15 protein-coding genes are annotated in these 14,289 nt (G+C 46.2%); 7 read left to right on the top strand and 8 right to left on the bottom strand.

The window, feature by feature from the left end:
- The first annotated feature begins 60 nt into the window (after positions 1-60).
- Together OEU88_RS09640 and OEU88_RS09635 are read left to right on the top strand one after the other, a co-directional pair.
- On the top strand, positions 61-1,560 hold the full coding sequence (locus OEU88_RS09640; RefSeq protein WP_394805252.1) for an alanine/glycine:cation symporter family protein: 1,500 nt from the start codon (positions 61-63) through the stop codon (positions 1,558-1,560).
- A 17-nt stretch (positions 1,561-1,577) separates the two neighbouring features.
- Positions 1,578-2,048: a nuclear transport factor 2 family protein gene (locus OEU88_RS09635; RefSeq protein ID WP_262694948.1), complete on the top strand. Its 471-nt coding sequence runs from the start codon at positions 1,578-1,580 to the stop codon at positions 2,046-2,048.
- Here the strand turns inward: OEU88_RS09635 and OEU88_RS09630 are convergent, their stop codons facing one another.
- Positions 2,049-2,852 (bottom strand): SDR family oxidoreductase, encoded by an 804-nt coding sequence (locus tag OEU88_RS09630; RefSeq protein ID WP_262694947.1) that lies wholly within the window; start codon positions 2,850-2,852, stop codon positions 2,049-2,051. It lies immediately after the preceding gene.
- Between the two features lie 132 nt (positions 2,853-2,984).
- Here OEU88_RS09630 and OEU88_RS09625 point away from each other — a divergent pair, with 132 nt between their 5' ends.
- The gene (locus OEU88_RS09625; protein WP_262694946.1) at positions 2,985-3,782 is read left to right on the top strand and encodes a hypothetical protein; all 798 of its coding nucleotides are present in this window, start codon (positions 2,985-2,987) and stop codon (positions 3,780-3,782) included.
- Here the strand turns inward: OEU88_RS09625 and OEU88_RS09620 are convergent.
- Both OEU88_RS09620 and OEU88_RS09615 read right to left on the bottom strand, forming a co-directional pair.
- On the bottom strand, positions 3,779-4,594 hold the full coding sequence (locus OEU88_RS09620; RefSeq protein ID WP_262694945.1) for an enoyl-CoA hydratase/isomerase family protein: 816 nt from the start codon (positions 4,592-4,594) through the stop codon (positions 3,779-3,781). The genes OEU88_RS09625 and OEU88_RS09620 overlap by 4 nt on opposite strands.
- A 15-nt stretch (positions 4,595-4,609) precedes the next feature.
- Positions 4,610-5,302: an SOS response-associated peptidase gene (locus OEU88_RS09615; RefSeq protein WP_262694944.1), complete on the bottom strand. Its 693-nt coding sequence runs from the start codon at positions 5,300-5,302 to the stop codon at positions 4,610-4,612.
- A 120-nt stretch (positions 5,303-5,422) separates the two neighbouring features.
- Between OEU88_RS09615 and OEU88_RS09610 the strand changes: the two genes are divergently transcribed.
- Positions 5,423-5,863 carry an NUDIX hydrolase gene (locus OEU88_RS09610; protein ID WP_262694943.1) on the top strand — a complete coding sequence of 147 codons (441 nt, stop codon included), beginning with the start codon at positions 5,423-5,425 and terminating at the stop codon, positions 5,861-5,863.
- Between the two features lie 9 nt (positions 5,864-5,872).
- Positions 5,873-6,091: a DUF2842 domain-containing protein gene (locus OEU88_RS09605; protein WP_262694942.1), complete on the top strand. Its 219-nt coding sequence runs from the start codon at positions 5,873-5,875 to the stop codon at positions 6,089-6,091.
- A 58-nt stretch (positions 6,092-6,149) separates the two neighbouring features.
- On the opposite strand, the gene OEU88_RS09600 is transcribed toward OEU88_RS09605, so the two are convergent.
- Positions 6,150-7,778, bottom strand: coding sequence for a long-chain-fatty-acid--CoA ligase (locus tag OEU88_RS09600; protein WP_262694941.1), 1,629 nt, complete (start codon positions 7,776-7,778; stop codon positions 6,150-6,152).
- A gap of 117 nt (positions 7,779-7,895) precedes the next feature.
- Positions 7,896-8,285: a hypothetical protein gene (locus OEU88_RS09595; RefSeq protein ID WP_262694940.1), complete on the bottom strand. Its 390-nt coding sequence runs from the start codon at positions 8,283-8,285 to the stop codon at positions 7,896-7,898.
- A gap of 9 nt (positions 8,286-8,294) precedes the next feature.
- On the opposite strand from OEU88_RS09595, the gene OEU88_RS09590 reads away from it, so the two are divergent.
- Positions 8,295-9,299, top strand: coding sequence for an RluA family pseudouridine synthase (locus OEU88_RS09590; RefSeq protein ID WP_262694939.1), 1,005 nt, complete (start codon positions 8,295-8,297; stop codon positions 9,297-9,299).
- Positions 9,300-9,342: 43 nt separating this feature from the next.
- A complete protein-coding gene (gene rpoH / locus OEU88_RS09585) occupies positions 9,343-10,221 on the top strand; it encodes an RNA polymerase sigma factor RpoH (RefSeq protein WP_262694938.1) in 879 nt (292 codons plus the stop codon).
- A 17-nt stretch (positions 10,222-10,238) separates the two neighbouring features.
- Here rpoH and OEU88_RS09580 read toward each other — a convergent pair whose 3' ends face one another.
- From OEU88_RS09580 to OEU88_RS09570, 3 genes are all read right to left on the bottom strand, one after another.
- On the bottom strand, positions 10,239-10,754 hold the full coding sequence (locus OEU88_RS09580) for a hypothetical protein (RefSeq protein ID WP_262694937.1): 516 nt from the start codon (positions 10,752-10,754) through the stop codon (positions 10,239-10,241).
- Positions 10,755-10,763: 9 nt separating this feature from the next.
- Complete coding sequence (locus tag OEU88_RS09575) at positions 10,764-12,788, bottom strand: serine/threonine-protein kinase (protein ID WP_262694936.1); 2,025 nt, start codon at positions 12,786-12,788, stop codon at positions 10,764-10,766.
- Positions 12,789-12,973: 185 nt separating this feature from the next.
- Complete coding sequence (locus OEU88_RS09570; RefSeq protein ID WP_262694935.1) at positions 12,974-14,266, bottom strand: adenylosuccinate synthase; 1,293 nt, start codon at positions 14,264-14,266, stop codon at positions 12,974-12,976.
- Between the last annotated feature and the right edge of the window lie 23 nt (positions 14,267-14,289).

Raw genomic sequence — 14,289 nt, 5'->3', positions numbered from 1 at the left:
CAAAATTAGAGAAGATGAACTGCCACATGTCAGTTCATAACGTGGGGGAATAGCGTGCTTCTGTTGAAACGTTTTGCGATGATTCTATTTAGTATTGTCATTATCGGCAATACAGCTTCCGCTCAATCTGGCGGCGAAGAACGCGTTGGCTTTGTTACCTTGTTGGCCAACATTATAAATACACTGAATGACTTTGTCTTTAAAACTGTCTCCATTTTCGGTTTAGAAGTTGAATGGATTGTTGCCTTTCTTGCACTGCCAATGATTTTGCTCACGCTTTATTTTGGCTTTGTTAACCTAACCAGCTTCAAACGCGCATATCGTATTGTTCGCGGTGACTACCACGATGAGACTGCAGACGGTGAGGTTACGCAGTTTCAAGCATTATCAACTGCCCTTTCCGGTACTGTTGGCCTTGGTAATATCGCAGGTGTGGCTGTTGCCATTAGCGTTGGCGGGCCTGGCGCTACATTCTGGATGGTACTTATTGGCTTTTGTGCAATGTCCCTTAAGTTCGCCGAGTGTACGCTCGGTGTAAAATACCGGGATGTTCGCGCTGACGGCACCATCGCCGGTGGCCCTATGTATTATCTGGAACGCGGTCTTAAAGCGCGCGGCTGGAGCAAAACAGGCAAAACCCTGGCATGGATCTATGCGATACTCGCAGTGCCAACGCTTTTGCAAGTTGCTCAGGTAAATCAATCATACGAAGCTGTCGCGGTTGTAACTGGGTTCGACAGTCAAGCAGCTAAATGGATATTTGGTTTAATCATGGCTGTTCTTACAGCGGTTGTAATCATCGGCGGCATCAAGTCTATCGCTAAAGTTACCTCACGTTTGGTTCCTGCGATGGCTGGCATTTATCTACTCGGCGCACTTGTTATTATTGTTGGGCATATCACTGAAGTACCTGCTGCAGTTGCTACAATATTCGGTGCAGCTTTCAATTTCGATGCCGGAGTAGGTGCTATGATCGGCACAATTATTATTGCTATGCAGCGCGCAGTTTATTCGACAGAAGCTGGACTTGGTTCCGCTACAATGGCTCATGCGGCAGCCAAAACTAAAGAGCCTGTTTCTGAAGGCATGGTCGCATTGATGGAACCATTCATCGATACAGTAGTAGTATCAACCATGACCGCACTTGTGATTGTAATTACAGGCGTTTACCAAAGCGGCGAAGGTGCTGCAGGTATTTCACTTACGTCCACTGCATTTGGCAGCGTTATTAGCTGGTTCCCTTGGATTCTTGCTGTCGCAGCATTTCTGTTTGCCTATTCTACAATTATCAGTTGGGGCTATTACTCTGGTAAAGTGTGGGAATTTGTATTCGGCGGCAGCAATTTCTCAATGAACATTTTCAAGTTTATTTTCTGTGCGGCTCTTGTACCCGGTGCCGTATTCTCTGTCACAGAAGTATATAATCTGATGGATAGTATGTTCTTCTTGATGGCTATACCTAATGTAATTGGTATTTATTTGATGGCGCCGGAATTGCGCGCTGATCTGAAAAGCTACCTACATCGCCTAAAGGTAGGCGAAATCAAATCAAATCACTAAGCTACGGGAGTATTAGTATGTTTCAGAAACTATTCGGTATTATGCTCGTTATTGCAGCTTTTACATTGCCAACATCAGCAAATGATCGCGCCGATGTCAGCGAAGTGCTGGATCAACTCCATACGCACGCAGGAAACGCAGCTTGGGATCAGTATTTTGCACTATACACTAGCGACTCTACTTTCCTTGGTACGGACGTTAGCGAACGTTGGGACAAAGCGACATTTCAGGCTTATGCAAAGCAAACTAATGGCTGGATATATAAAATGCGTGAACGTCATATTGACTTCACACCCGATGGCAACACAGCGTGGTTCGACGAAGTCCTGGATAGCCTGAACTATGGCACCAGTCGCGGAACTGGCGTATTAGTGCGCACTGATAATGGATGGAAAATAACGCAATACCATTTGGTGTTTCCGATCCCAAATGACATTGCCGGCAGCGTTACGCAGCAAATTCAGGCTTATGAAGCGCGGCTCAAATAATTAGCTATTTGAGGCCTTAGCTACCATTTTGAAAAGCATGTTAGGGAAAAAGCGTTTAATAGTAAGCGCTTTCATTTCTATACCTTTGCCAACAGGTATTTCCTGTTTTCCCTTTTTAAATCCACGCATAATAACAGACGCACATTCCTTTACATCCATACCACCCGCAATGTTGGCGTCTACTTTGCCAAACTTGGAACCATCACCTTTCAAAGCATGCTCGGAAATGGCTGTGCGAATAAAGCCAGGTGTAATAGTTGTTACACGAATTCCATCTTTCGATACCTCGGAGCGAAGCGCGTCAAAGAAGCCCATCATAGCGTGTTTGGCTGCACAGTAACCCGTGCGTTGGGACACACCAATTTTACCTGCAACCGAAGCCGTTACAGCCATGTGTCCGCTACCTTGCTTGAGCATGATTGGAAGTACTTCTTTGGTTAATGCGATTTTACCAAATACATCAACCTCGAACAAACGGCGATAAGTCGCCATATCTGTATCAATACACAGTGAACGCTGTGATATGCCTGCGTTATTTATCAACATATCAATACGCCCCCACAAAGCTTGAGCATCAGCCACTTTGCTCGGCAAAGCTGCTTCATCGGTCACATCAAGTAACACAATACTGATACTGTCGGCAGCAGCTCCATTTTGAACACAGCTTTGCATAACTCTGGTGAGTTCATCTTCACGTCGGGCTGAAAGAATAAGCCGTGCGCCGCATTTCGCAAATTCATAGGCCAAAGCTTCACCAATACCTGAAGAAGCTCCAGTTATCCAAACAACCTGATTTTCAAACATGGTCAATATTCCCCTATTCTATTGCAGACAGACACGCTAGTAACTGTAGATAGCTTTAAATATAATTGCTTCAACAAAGTGATCCGACATGTCACTTTCAAGAAACGACGAAAGACCACTGTGAAACCTTCGATGAAATTAAGCGTACCTACATTACCGCAACTTGTAAAAAGTGGCGTCCAGCGTGCACAATTACGCTTATCATTACTGTTAATGTTGTCGCTTCTTTATGGCTTGCTGTCATCTATTGCAGTAGGCCCTTCACAAGCTGTAATGACTGCGTTTCTGGAAAATATAACGACAGATACAGCATCTGACACAAGCGCGTCTTCTATCCTGCTTGATGGTGCTGATGCGGTGCTGTTCGGACAAGCCTTATCGCTCTTGGTGCATGCTGTATTGCTTGTGTTTTGGTCGCGTGCTGTAGCCAAGGGAAACCTTGTACCAAACGACGGCGGCCCTTCAGCGCTTGTCACTCGAAGCATAAGAAGTTTTGTTCATTTTCTTACAGCTACAATACTTTCAATCATCGTAGTGTTAGGTTTAGCAACAGCATTGTACGCAGCTACATCATTACTTGGCCAGTTGGCAGTGGTGTTATCATTTGCCGGCATTGTTGTAGGAATATGGTTCATTATACTTGCAAATGCCGTTGCTCAATTCGCAGTTTTTTATGAAGCACAGGACATTCGGTCATCTTTTGCCAATGTCTGGTTGCTAATTAAACCAAACGCGATGCCGATTGCAGCAACATTTGCCCTCTATTCATTCGTGGCATTGTTTGTAAATTTACTTATTAGCGGCATACTTGGCCAAGCAGTCATCGATGCCGCCCCTTACATTACGCTTTCAATCAGCGGGGGCCTTAGCTTTGCAGCAAGTGCCGCTTATGTAGCCGCAATCAGTGGTTTAGCCAAAATAAGCAATTAATCTTTTGCTGGATGCGTCCAACGGAAATTGGGTTTGCGTTTCTCAAGAAATGCATTCATGCCTTCAATCGCATCTTCGCCTTCATGTGCCGCGCAAAACATTGCTGCTGTTTCGTCGTCATCATCAATCTGTCCGTCCAGTATCTGTTGTATTGTCCATTTCATACCGCGAATGGAATACTGTGATACTGCGGTCATTTGCGCAGCAAACGCTTCAGTTACATCATGCAGCATCTCAGGAGATACAAGTTGATCAATCAAACCAATCTCTAGCGCCTGCGCACCATTAATATGTTGAGCTGTAAACAACAGCTTCTTCGTGTTTGACACACCGACCAAATCCATCAATTCCTTGGTATCATTAAGCGGGTAAATGATACCGAGCTTAGCAGGCGTAACGCCAAACTTTGCATTGGTGGAAGCGATACGGAAATCACAGTGTATGGCAAGACCACACCCTCCCCCCATACAGGGGCCTGCTATTTCAGCGATTACGGGCTTCGGTGAACGCGCCAGCGCACGCTGAGCGTCGCGCAGCGCAACACGATTACTCTCGCAGCGCGCAGGATCCTTTGAAATCTCCTGAAGTTCTTTCAGATCAGCTCCTGCTGCAAAAGCGCTGTCGCTTGATGAACATAAGATAATCACACTTACGTCAGGCATATCATTCAAGACTGACACAGCATCAGGGATCGCATTCCACATAGCCTGCGTTAATGCATTTTTACGTGCCAGCCGGTTTAAAACAATACGACCAAGCTTGCCTTCCGTTTTAATATACACATGTGCATTGGCATCAAAAATATCAGGCATACCGGTTTCTTTCAGTTAAAATAGCGAATGTTGTGCTTCTGGCATTGCTGGCTCAAGGCAACTTGGGTCATCAAACCGAACATTGCTCACACGCGAACCAACAGCTCGGTATTGAAACGTTGTTTCAGGGATCCAATCAAAAGCATTCAAGAACCCGCGCGGCAAAGGGTCATGAGGCTGCAACCACTCATCAAACTGATCTGGTCTCACAACGAGCGGCCTTCTGTGATGAACATTCTTAAAATGACCTATCGCAGGGGCGGTTAAAATGGCCATGGTTTCAAGCCAGTGATCGCCGCCAGGGCCATGCCACGTGGACCAGATACCTGCAAACGCCTGCACACCGCTTTCTGATGGTTCAAACACGTATGGTTGCTTGCGCCCCGCCTCCGGTTTCCATTCATACCAAGCATCAAAAGGTACAAGACACCGCTTACGCTTAATGCTGGAACGAAACGATGGCTTTACTTCAACAGTTTCAACGCGGGCATTAATAAGCGGCTTATCACCTATTTCTTTCTTCCATTCCGGAACCAAGCCCCATTCAACAGCAGCTAACTCACGCTGTTTTTGCTGGTTATTGCGTACAATCAGGACAGGTTGACGCGGAGCTATATTGTAGCGTGCGGGAATACCCACGCTGCCTTTAATAGCAAACAGGTGTTCAATTTCCTCAAGGAGAGCCCGTAACGCATACCTGCCGCACATAACCTATTGCACCAACTGAGTGTTCAAACCAATAATGTTGTGTCAGTTGTTTCATATTCGCCTCGACAAGACAAGCCGCGACATACTCGTTAGGGACGGAGAAAAACCCAAAGGAAAACAATGCAAAACAATAGAGAAAATCCAAGCAGGCCTATCGTTGGTGTTGGTGCCGTTGTGATGAAAGAAAATAAAGTGTTGTTAATTAAACGAGGTAAGTCACCACGCAAGGGCGAATGGAGTTTACCAGGCGGTGCCATTGAACTGGGCGAAACCGTAACAGCAGCCATGAGCCGTGAAATCAGGGAAGAAACAGGTCTATCAGTAACCTTTAGTGAAATAATCGATATTATCGACTTTATAGAGCACACACCTGATGAAAAAACTAAATTCCACTATGTGCTGATTGATTATCTGGCATATTATAAAGAAGGTACGCTAAAAGCAGGTTCGGACGCTGACGACGCACGCTTTTTCAATATTGATGACGCTGTTGAAGCCGTAAGCTGGGGCGAGACAAAGCGTATCATACGTAAAGCCTGGGACATGGCACAGACCAAATAGGAGACTATCATGCAACATGAACGCCCTGCCCTGCGCAGCTTAACAGGTATGATAGTCATGATTGTCGGCATTACGATTTATGCTTTTCTTGCTGCAGGGGTTGGTAATTTACTATCTGAACTGCACCTCTCAATTCAAATGTTCTATTACCTTGTAGTTGGCTTAATTTGGATCATTCCTGCCAAAAAACTGATCTATTGGATGGGCGAAAAACCTAAAACTGATTAACTCAATAAAAAACGGCCCTATGAAGAGCCGTTTTAATCCATTTTCTGTTACCTAAGCATCAAGCGTCAGGAAAGTTGTAATCCTTAAATCTGTCACGTAGGTCTTTCTTGGAAATTTTCCCGGTCGCAGTATGCGGTATATCCTCAACAACAACCATGTCATTTGGCAGCCACCATTTAGCAACCTTAGTTGTCAAAAACGTATTCATCTCTTCAAATGAAACAGTTTGCCCTTCCTCAAGAATCACCAGCAATAGCGGGCGTTCATCCCATTTAGGATGCGGCAAACCGATGACCGCGGCTTCTAGCACCGCCGGATGAGAAACCGCCGCGTTTTCAAGATCAATCGAACTAATCCATTCACCACCAGACTTGATCACATCTTTTGCACGGTCTGTGATTTGCATATAGCCAAATTCATCAATGCAAGCGACGTCGCCAGTATCAAACCAATTATCCTCATCAAGAACACGACCAGCATCACCTTTGAAATAGCTTTCGATAACCCACGGTCCGCGCACCATTACGCGCCCAGATGTTTCACCATCGCGCGGAAGCATATTACCATCATCATCTTTAATGGCCATCTCAACGCCGAGAACTGAACGTCCCTGCTTACATTGAACATCAAGTTTTTCTTCTTCACTCAAATGCTGAATAGCTGCGTTTTCACTACCTAGGCTGCCCAGTGGACTAGTTTCAGTCATGCCCCAAGCATGATTAACACGCACACCGTATTTCTCCTGAAATGCCTGAATCATACTGCGCGGCGCAGCAGAGCCACCAATTGTAACAATTTCCATCTTGCCAGTATCTTTGCCTGTTGCTTCTAGATACTTAAGCATTCCCAGCCAAACAGTTGGCACAGCAGCCGTCACTGTAATGCCGTGTTCCATCATGAGGCGGTGCAATACATCTGGCTCGTGGTGTGGTCCGTTTAGGACCAGTTTTGCACCTGAACCAGAAGCCGCATACGGGATGCCCCACGCATTAGCATGGAACATGGGAACAACTGGTAGAATAACTGACTTAGCACCAACACCAAGTGTATCACCAGCCAGAGCAACTAGAGTGTGCAAGAAGTTAGAACGATGGGAATATAAAACCCCCTTAGGATTACCGGTTGTACCTGACGTATAGCAAAGTGCGCATGCCGAATTTTCGTCAAAAGTCGGCCATGCATAATCGCCGTCTTCCCCGCCGATAAAGTCTTCGTAATTAACGGCATTCGGTAAAGTTGTCTCCGGCATATGGTCAGGGCCAACCATCACAATATATTTTTCAATTGTTGTTAGCGCACTGGCAATTTTCTCAATAAGCGGCACAAATGTAATATCAAGGAAGAGGACACGATCCTCAGCATGATTAATAATGTAAATTAGCTGCTCAGGAAAAAGACGCGGATTGATCGTGTGTGTAACCGCGCCCATACCAGATGCACCGTACCAAACCTCTACATGACGGTGTGTATTCCAAGCAAGTGTACCGGCACGATCGCCGTGCTTTATGCCATGCCGTGCAAGTGCCTGTGCACATTTGCGAGCACGTGCAGCCATCCGCTCATTGTCATAACTAAACTCGCCGCCTTCCGGCAGCATGGAAAAGATTTCACGCTTTGGATGATTAACCTCTGCATGAGTAAGGAATTTAGAAACCAGTAATGGCCAATCCTGCATCTGTCCAAGCACTATAAATCTCCCCTCTGGCAAACAGCAAAGCTGCAACGAACAATAAAACTCTATTGAGATATAACCTGTTCAAATCAGAATTCAAACCGCGCAGTAATGCAAGTGATTAATGCATATTCATTGAATAATGATAGTCGACACCGCACCCGTTTGACGATTTAGAATAGTAATCCTCTCTGCTCCATCTTCAGTCTTGAAGTGCATATACACCTCAACCCCAGACGGTGTAACAGACACAAGCGCTGCACCATTGGGCCTTGATATCTCAAAATCACCTGTAGGCAACTCACCAGACGGGAATACTGTCACAGCAGGACTGGAAGCAGGCAACGCGCCGATAGGTTCATCAGGTTTCTGATGATCACCGTTGGCAATTTTGAAAACGATCAACAACAACATACCGACAATTCCAACACCAAGAATGACCACCAGTGCCTTCAACCAACCGGGTGCTTTTGATGTTTCTTCTTCATTCTGTTGCGTGACATTTTGATCTGTTGCGTTCATAAGAACTCCATGAATGAGATCATTAATATTATCGTACCGGATGACGCTGCCGGAGCACGCCTAGACAAAACACTATCTGGCCATCTGCCTGACATGTCGCGTGCGCGCATACAAGCGTTGATAAAAGAAAACTGTCTTACTTTGTGCGCTTCCACCGGCGATCGCATTATAAACAGCCCGTCTCATAGCGTCAAATTCGGCGAACATTACCGGCTTGAGGTCCCGCAGCCGGAAGAACCTATTCCGCAGCCCGAAGATATCCCGTTAACCGTAGTGTTTGAAGATGAGCACCTGATCGTCATTGATAAACCAGCGGGCATGGTGGTGCACCCAGCCCCCGGCAACACCAGTGGTACACTTGTAAACGCACTTTTACACCATTGTGGCAACAGCCTAAGCGGTATCGGTGGTGTAAAGCGCCCAGGAATTGTACACCGAATTGATAAAGACACGAGTGGCTTACTTGTTGTTGCTAAAAATGACAAAGCACATCACGGGCTGGCTGACCAGTTTGCTTCACATTCAATTGAGCGGAAGTATCATGCCGTGTGCAAAGGCCACCCGCGCCCATATCATGGTCGGATTGAAGGCAACATTGGGCGCAACCCCCATGATCGCAAAAAGATGACTGTGGTAAAAGCCGGAGGTAAGCATGCGGTTACCCATTATCGCACTCTAAACCTGTATCAGCAGTCAGGCACTGCGCTTGCTGCACATATTGAATGTCAGCTTGAAACGGGCCGTACTCATCAGGTTCGCGTACACATGATGCACACAGGTCATGCTCTTATAGGTGACCCACTATACGCCAAGGCTTCAATTGGAAATTCGATCAAAGGTGAAGCGCGTACAGCTATCCAATCGTTTAAACGGCAAGCTCTTCACGCAAAATCACTTGGATTTGAACATCCAATTTCAGGAGAATGCTTTAAATTTGAAAGCGAATTACCATATGATCTATCTCGTTTACTAGATGACCTAAGCGGTTATATAGTAGCAGGATCAAATAATTGAAACGAAGCGGTCGCTAAACAGGCTGCTCTCTTGGGAAACAAACATGGTTTACAAATCTAATCTTCCGACACTATCACCTGATGGAAGCCTGAGCCAATACTTGCAAGACATTCGCAAGTTTCCCATGCTTGAAAACGATCAGGAATACATGCTTGCAAAAGCATGGGTAGAGCACGAAGACAGGGAAGCTGCACATCAACTAGTGACCAGTCATCTGCGATTAGTAGCCAAGATTGCCATGGGTTACCGTGGGTATGGGCTACCAGTTGCTGATCTGATTTCAGAAGGCAATGTTGGTATGATGCAAGCAGTGAAACGCTTCGACCCTGAAAAAGGCTTTCGCCTTGCTACATATGCGATGTGGTGGATCAGAGCTGCCATTCAAGAATATATTTTACGCAGCTGGAGCCTGGTTAAAATCGGTACAACAGCCGCGCAAAAGAAGCTGTTTTTCAATCTTCGCCGCATTAAAGGCCAAATTGAAGCTATTGAAGAAGGTGACTTGCTGCCAGAGCATGTGACATCTATTGCAGAAAAGCTATCTGTTTCCGAAGATGATGTTGTGAGCATGAACCGCCGCATGACAGCCCATGATCACTCATTGAATGCGCCCTTGCGTGCTGACGCCGAAGGCGAATGGCAAGACTGGTTGGTTGACGAAACACCTGATCAAGAAGTTGTTGCTGCTGACAATGAAGAAAAATCCATTCGCATGACAATGCTTCAAGAAGCAATGAAAGAGCTAAACGAACGTGAACAACACATACTAACGCAGCGCCGTCTTGTTGAACCTCCTAAAACTCTTGAGGAACTGTCACAAGAATACGGCGTTAGCCGGGAACGTGTGCGTCAAATTGAAGTACGAGCTTTTGAAAAGGTACAAAAACACATGCGTTTGGCTGCAAGCAGCGCCGCACAGTAACGAAGTACTATTAAAACTTAGGACTTTTTAAGCCTGATATGATTGGGCGCGGGCTCTTGTTCTTTATCGCCTAAAACGTCAGGCCCCCATGCTTCAACAAGGGTCTGCCGTTGCTGCGCAATTTGTTTAATCTTATCTTGCGCCATACCTTGAAGAATATGGGTCGCAACAATAGGACCAACATAAATCAACATATAACCGATTGAAGCAGAGCCCCACATCATCACAAGATTGATCGGGTCAGTCATAATTGCTTCCAGTTGGCTTGGCCGAGACCAAACTTGCGGAATAAAAGCAATTACCCCGCTCAGATTGGCAAATGTAACACATTGCAGCCGCAGCGACTTATTTGAGCCTTTTCCTGTGAATGCAAGAACGATGGTTGGCACAAGGCCAAAGGCCACTAAAACGGCAACTTGCCAACTAATAAAGCCAACGGCCGCAAGACCCGTAAAAAATAGCGGACCAAATGCCGACACTTCCTGGCGTTGACGACGCTTTCTAACTAAAGGAGCCTTATTTTTCTTAGCCATCAATTACTCCTAGAAAAATGTCAGAAACGAGATAAGTAAACCGCTCACAAAAGCCACAAGACGAGCGCCTTTCATACCCTTTAACTGAGCGTCAGGGTCTGACGGTGAAATTTTGCGCGATAACTTTGTCCGCTCTCTCTCAAGACGAGCGATAAGCGTGCGTGCCTGCGCAAATTCACGAGCATCTTCCACTTGAGCACGTACCATATTAACTTCAGAAGTTAGTTTGGTTATGTCCCCACCCTTTTTGCCTTTTTCGAGCAATCCCTGCACACGCTCACGACGCTTCTTGTTTTTAAGTTCCTTAACCGCAGAAGAAAGGCCATCAACCAACTTGCCGGTAAGGTGAGGCAGCGGCTCCATATTGCACCGCTTCTGTAGGATACCAAAGAAATCCATAGACAAGCTATTGAATTTAGAAGGGTTGTGCTGCGCTGTCGCGAGTGCGTTAAACTCTCGCTCAAGGTCTGTACCATGCGTAGCGCAGAAAGCAGCCAAATGCCTATCAAGAAGAATGTTGCGCGTAGCACCAATTATTGCAATACGCTCAAGTGCTCGCATGAGCTGAATAATAGAACCGATCCATACATTCGAGAAACGCTGTGACAAACACGGCAAAATACTGTTCATCTCGTAAAGAACGCGCTCCATACCACGCCCCAACTGCTTGCTTGATGCGTGTTCAATGAACTTTCTTAAATATGGAATTTGCTGGTCAATTACTTTGCTATGCGGGTCACAGATATCGTTCAACGTTTGCAGAAACTTAATATCCATTACTTCAACGATCGCAGATATCGCCTCGCGATCATCTCTGGAAAATGCTTCAGCAATCATAGAAGACAGGCCATCAAGATAGAACGAATAACCTTTATAGTTAACAGGGCCATGCGGGTGCAGGAACATGCAAACGCGGGCAACCATTTTGTAGTCGTCGGCACGAACGCCGCCGAAACCACTGTCAGGTTTCACATTAATCATATTCTCCAGGCGCTCAGATAATACTTCATCACGAAACGAAAGTTGAACCCATGACGAAAAATCAATTGATTTCAAAAAAGCAGCAGCTTCTTTCGGGTCACGAGCAAAAGCATCAGCGAGCAACCGACGGTCTACAACAGCCACACCTTTAAAGGTTGTTGGCCTGCTCATTGCCCACGTGCGCATTGTCGTACGCTTAGGCTTTCCTACACCTTCAAACCAGTCCAATACTTCTTCTGCGCCCCAGCGCTCGTCAACTTCGTCAGCCATAACACCGCGAATAAGTGCTCCAAGTGCACCTGGCACTTCCCTACCGCCACTCAAAGCCCAGAACGACCCCTGGTTCACCCTAGCCATTAACGTGCTGCCACGGTCACGACCATTCCACAGCTGCTCACCAAAGTATAGCGCTTGCAAAGCAGCACCCATTTGGAAGTAATCTGCACTTGCATCACCTGCGCCACGAGATGTCGGATCAGCAAGTGCAAGAGGCAATGCCTCCATAGCAAATGGCTGCATATAACCGGGCGGCATGCTGTAGCATTCTCCCAGAACAACTTCATCGCTATTAGGGCTGGCAAAATAAATGTTAGTCGGCATGATAGAACGATGCACAAACCCACGTTTGTGCAACGACGTAATAGATTTCAATACTGATAATGTGACATTTTGCCGGAGGTGGCTCGCAGTGATGCGCGGGTTCAAATTCCCCGAATTATCCATTAGCGCACCGCCCGATGGTCGGGAAAAAATGGTAACGAGGCGTTGTCGCTTGCGGCCATCGAAAACCAAATTCATCAAGCCTCGATCAACAGGACAAACTAAATTTGCGATCGGTTTTCCGGTTAGTGATTTATATATTTCATTACGAACCGGAACGGTAGGATTGTGCACAAGAGCATAATATTCACCGCCTGACTTCTCTTTGTCATTGACAGTGTAAGCATCTCCACCATATGTGGAAAACTCAGCAAGAGGCTGGCTGGTGACAACTTCAAACCTGTCACCAAACGCGCTCTGACTGTCAGGAACGGGGGCGTTTTCACCACTCATTCCAATTTCCCCTTAGTGCTTATCAATTCATAGTTCTCCACAATCGTGAAGCTAACAGTCATTTTGAGGCAAGAAAGTTAATAAAATACCAGCAAAATTATACTTTTTAGAGAAAAATCACAAAAAAACGCTGCTAACTCGCTTGAGTAGCAACGTTTTTCATTTTCAATACGATAACGTAACGATTAATCAAGGAAAGGATCTCTTACCAAAATTGTATCATCCCGCTCCGGACTAGTCGACAAAAGTGCCACAGGAACGCCGATCAGCTCTTCAATACGACGAATATACTTCACTGCAGTTGCAGGTAAATCTGCCCAGCTACGTGCTCCAAAGGTCGTCTCAGACCAACCTTCCAGTGTTTCATAAACAGCTTCAACATTCGCTTGATCTTCCATGCCGTACGGCAGGTAATCAACAACTTCACCGTTATGCTTGTATCCCACACAGACCCTAAGCTCCTCAAGACCATCCAGCACATCCAGTTTTGTCAGTGCAATACCATCAACACCGCCGACGGTAAGGCTTTGGCGTACAAGAACAGCGTCAAACCAACCACAGCGGCGAGAGCGGCCAGTTACAGTGCCAAACTCATGGCCTTTTTCGCCCAGATATTGACCAACTTCGTTCAGTTGTTCCGTAGGGAACGGGCCAGAACCAACGCGGGTCGTATACGCTTTGGTAATACCAAGCACATAGTCAAGGCTGCGTGGGCCTGTTCCAGAACCGCCAGCCGCTTGGCCAGCTATGGTATTGGACGATGTTACAAATGGATAAGTCCCGTGATCCACATCCAGAAGAGTGCCTTGCGCGCCTTCAAATAGAACTCGTTTGCCTGTATTATTGGCATCATCCAGCGTGCGCCAAACATTTGTTACATACGGCAGAATTTTATCTGCCATCTCCATCAATTCATCAGCAATAGCATTACCATCAATAGGTTCATGCCCAAGACCTAAGCGCAGTGCATTATGATGAGTTAGAGCAACCGCTAGGCGAGCCTCAACAATTTTCCGAGACTGCAGGTCACACACACGAACAGCACGCCTACCAACCTTATCCTCGTACGCAGGGCCAATACCTCTGCGTGTTGTGCCAATCTTAACACCCTTGGTAGCGTCTTCGCGCAATGCATCCAATTCACGATGGTACGGCATAATCATAGTTGCATTAGCGGCAATTTGAAGAGATTGAGGATTAATATCCACTCCCTGCCCGCGCAAAGCTTCTATTTCTGTCAATAATGCCCACGGATCAACAACGACACCATTGCCAATAACACTTATTTTACCGCCACGTACAATACCTGATGGCAACAAGGAGAGCTTATAAACCTCACCATCAATTACTAGCGTATGGCCTGCATTATGGCCACCTTGAAAGCGTACAACAACATCAGCTCGTTCCGATAGCCAATCAACAATTTTGCCTTTGCCTTCGTCGCCCCATTGAGAGCCGACAACAACAACGTTGCCCATTTCAAGTCCCCTTACCGGATAAA

This window comes from Kordiimonas aquimaris (assembly GCF_025574485.1).
Lineage (GTDB): Bacteria > Pseudomonadota > Alphaproteobacteria > Sphingomonadales > Kordiimonadaceae > Kordiimonas > Kordiimonas aquimaris.
This window is presented reverse-complemented; position numbering and strand designations above follow the sequence as displayed.

What these genes read in the sequence shown, in the direction of transcription:
- OEU88_RS09635 (WP_262694948.1), top strand. Translation starts at nt 1,578, where the DNA reads ATGTTTCAGAAACTATTCGGTATTATGCTCGTTATTGCAGCTTTTACA.
- OEU88_RS09630 (WP_262694947.1), bottom strand. Translation starts at nt 2,852, where the DNA reads ATGTTTGAAAATCAGGTTGTTTGGATAACTGGAGCTTCTTCAGGTATT.
- OEU88_RS09625 (WP_262694946.1), top strand. Translation starts at nt 2,985, where the DNA reads ATGAAATTAAGCGTACCTACATTACCGCAACTTGTAAAAAGTGGCGTC.
- OEU88_RS09620 (WP_262694945.1), bottom strand. Translation starts at nt 4,594, where the DNA reads ATGCCTGATATTTTTGATGCCAATGCACATGTGTATATTAAAACGGAA.
- OEU88_RS09615 (WP_262694944.1), bottom strand. Translation starts at nt 5,302, where the DNA reads ATGTGCGGCAGGTATGCGTTACGGGCTCTCCTTGAGGAAATTGAACAC.
- OEU88_RS09610 (WP_262694943.1), top strand. Translation starts at nt 5,423, where the DNA reads ATGCAAAACAATAGAGAAAATCCAAGCAGGCCTATCGTTGGTGTTGGT.
- OEU88_RS09605 (WP_262694942.1), top strand. Translation starts at nt 5,873, where the DNA reads ATGCAACATGAACGCCCTGCCCTGCGCAGCTTAACAGGTATGATAGTC.
- OEU88_RS09595 (WP_262694940.1), bottom strand. Translation starts at nt 8,285, where the DNA reads ATGAACGCAACAGATCAAAATGTCACGCAACAGAATGAAGAAGAAACA.
- OEU88_RS09590 (WP_262694939.1), top strand. Translation starts at nt 8,295, where the DNA reads ATGAATGAGATCATTAATATTATCGTACCGGATGACGCTGCCGGAGCA.
- rpoH (WP_262694938.1), top strand. Translation starts at nt 9,343, where the DNA reads ATGGTTTACAAATCTAATCTTCCGACACTATCACCTGATGGAAGCCTG.
- OEU88_RS09580 (WP_262694937.1), bottom strand. Translation starts at nt 10,754, where the DNA reads ATGGCTAAGAAAAATAAGGCTCCTTTAGTTAGAAAGCGTCGTCAACGC.
- OEU88_RS09575 (WP_262694936.1), bottom strand. Translation starts at nt 12,788, where the DNA reads ATGAGTGGTGAAAACGCCCCCGTTCCTGACAGTCAGAGCGCGTTTGGT.
- OEU88_RS09570 (WP_262694935.1), bottom strand. Translation starts at nt 14,266, where the DNA reads ATGGGCAACGTTGTTGTTGTCGGCTCTCAATGGGGCGACGAAGGCAAA.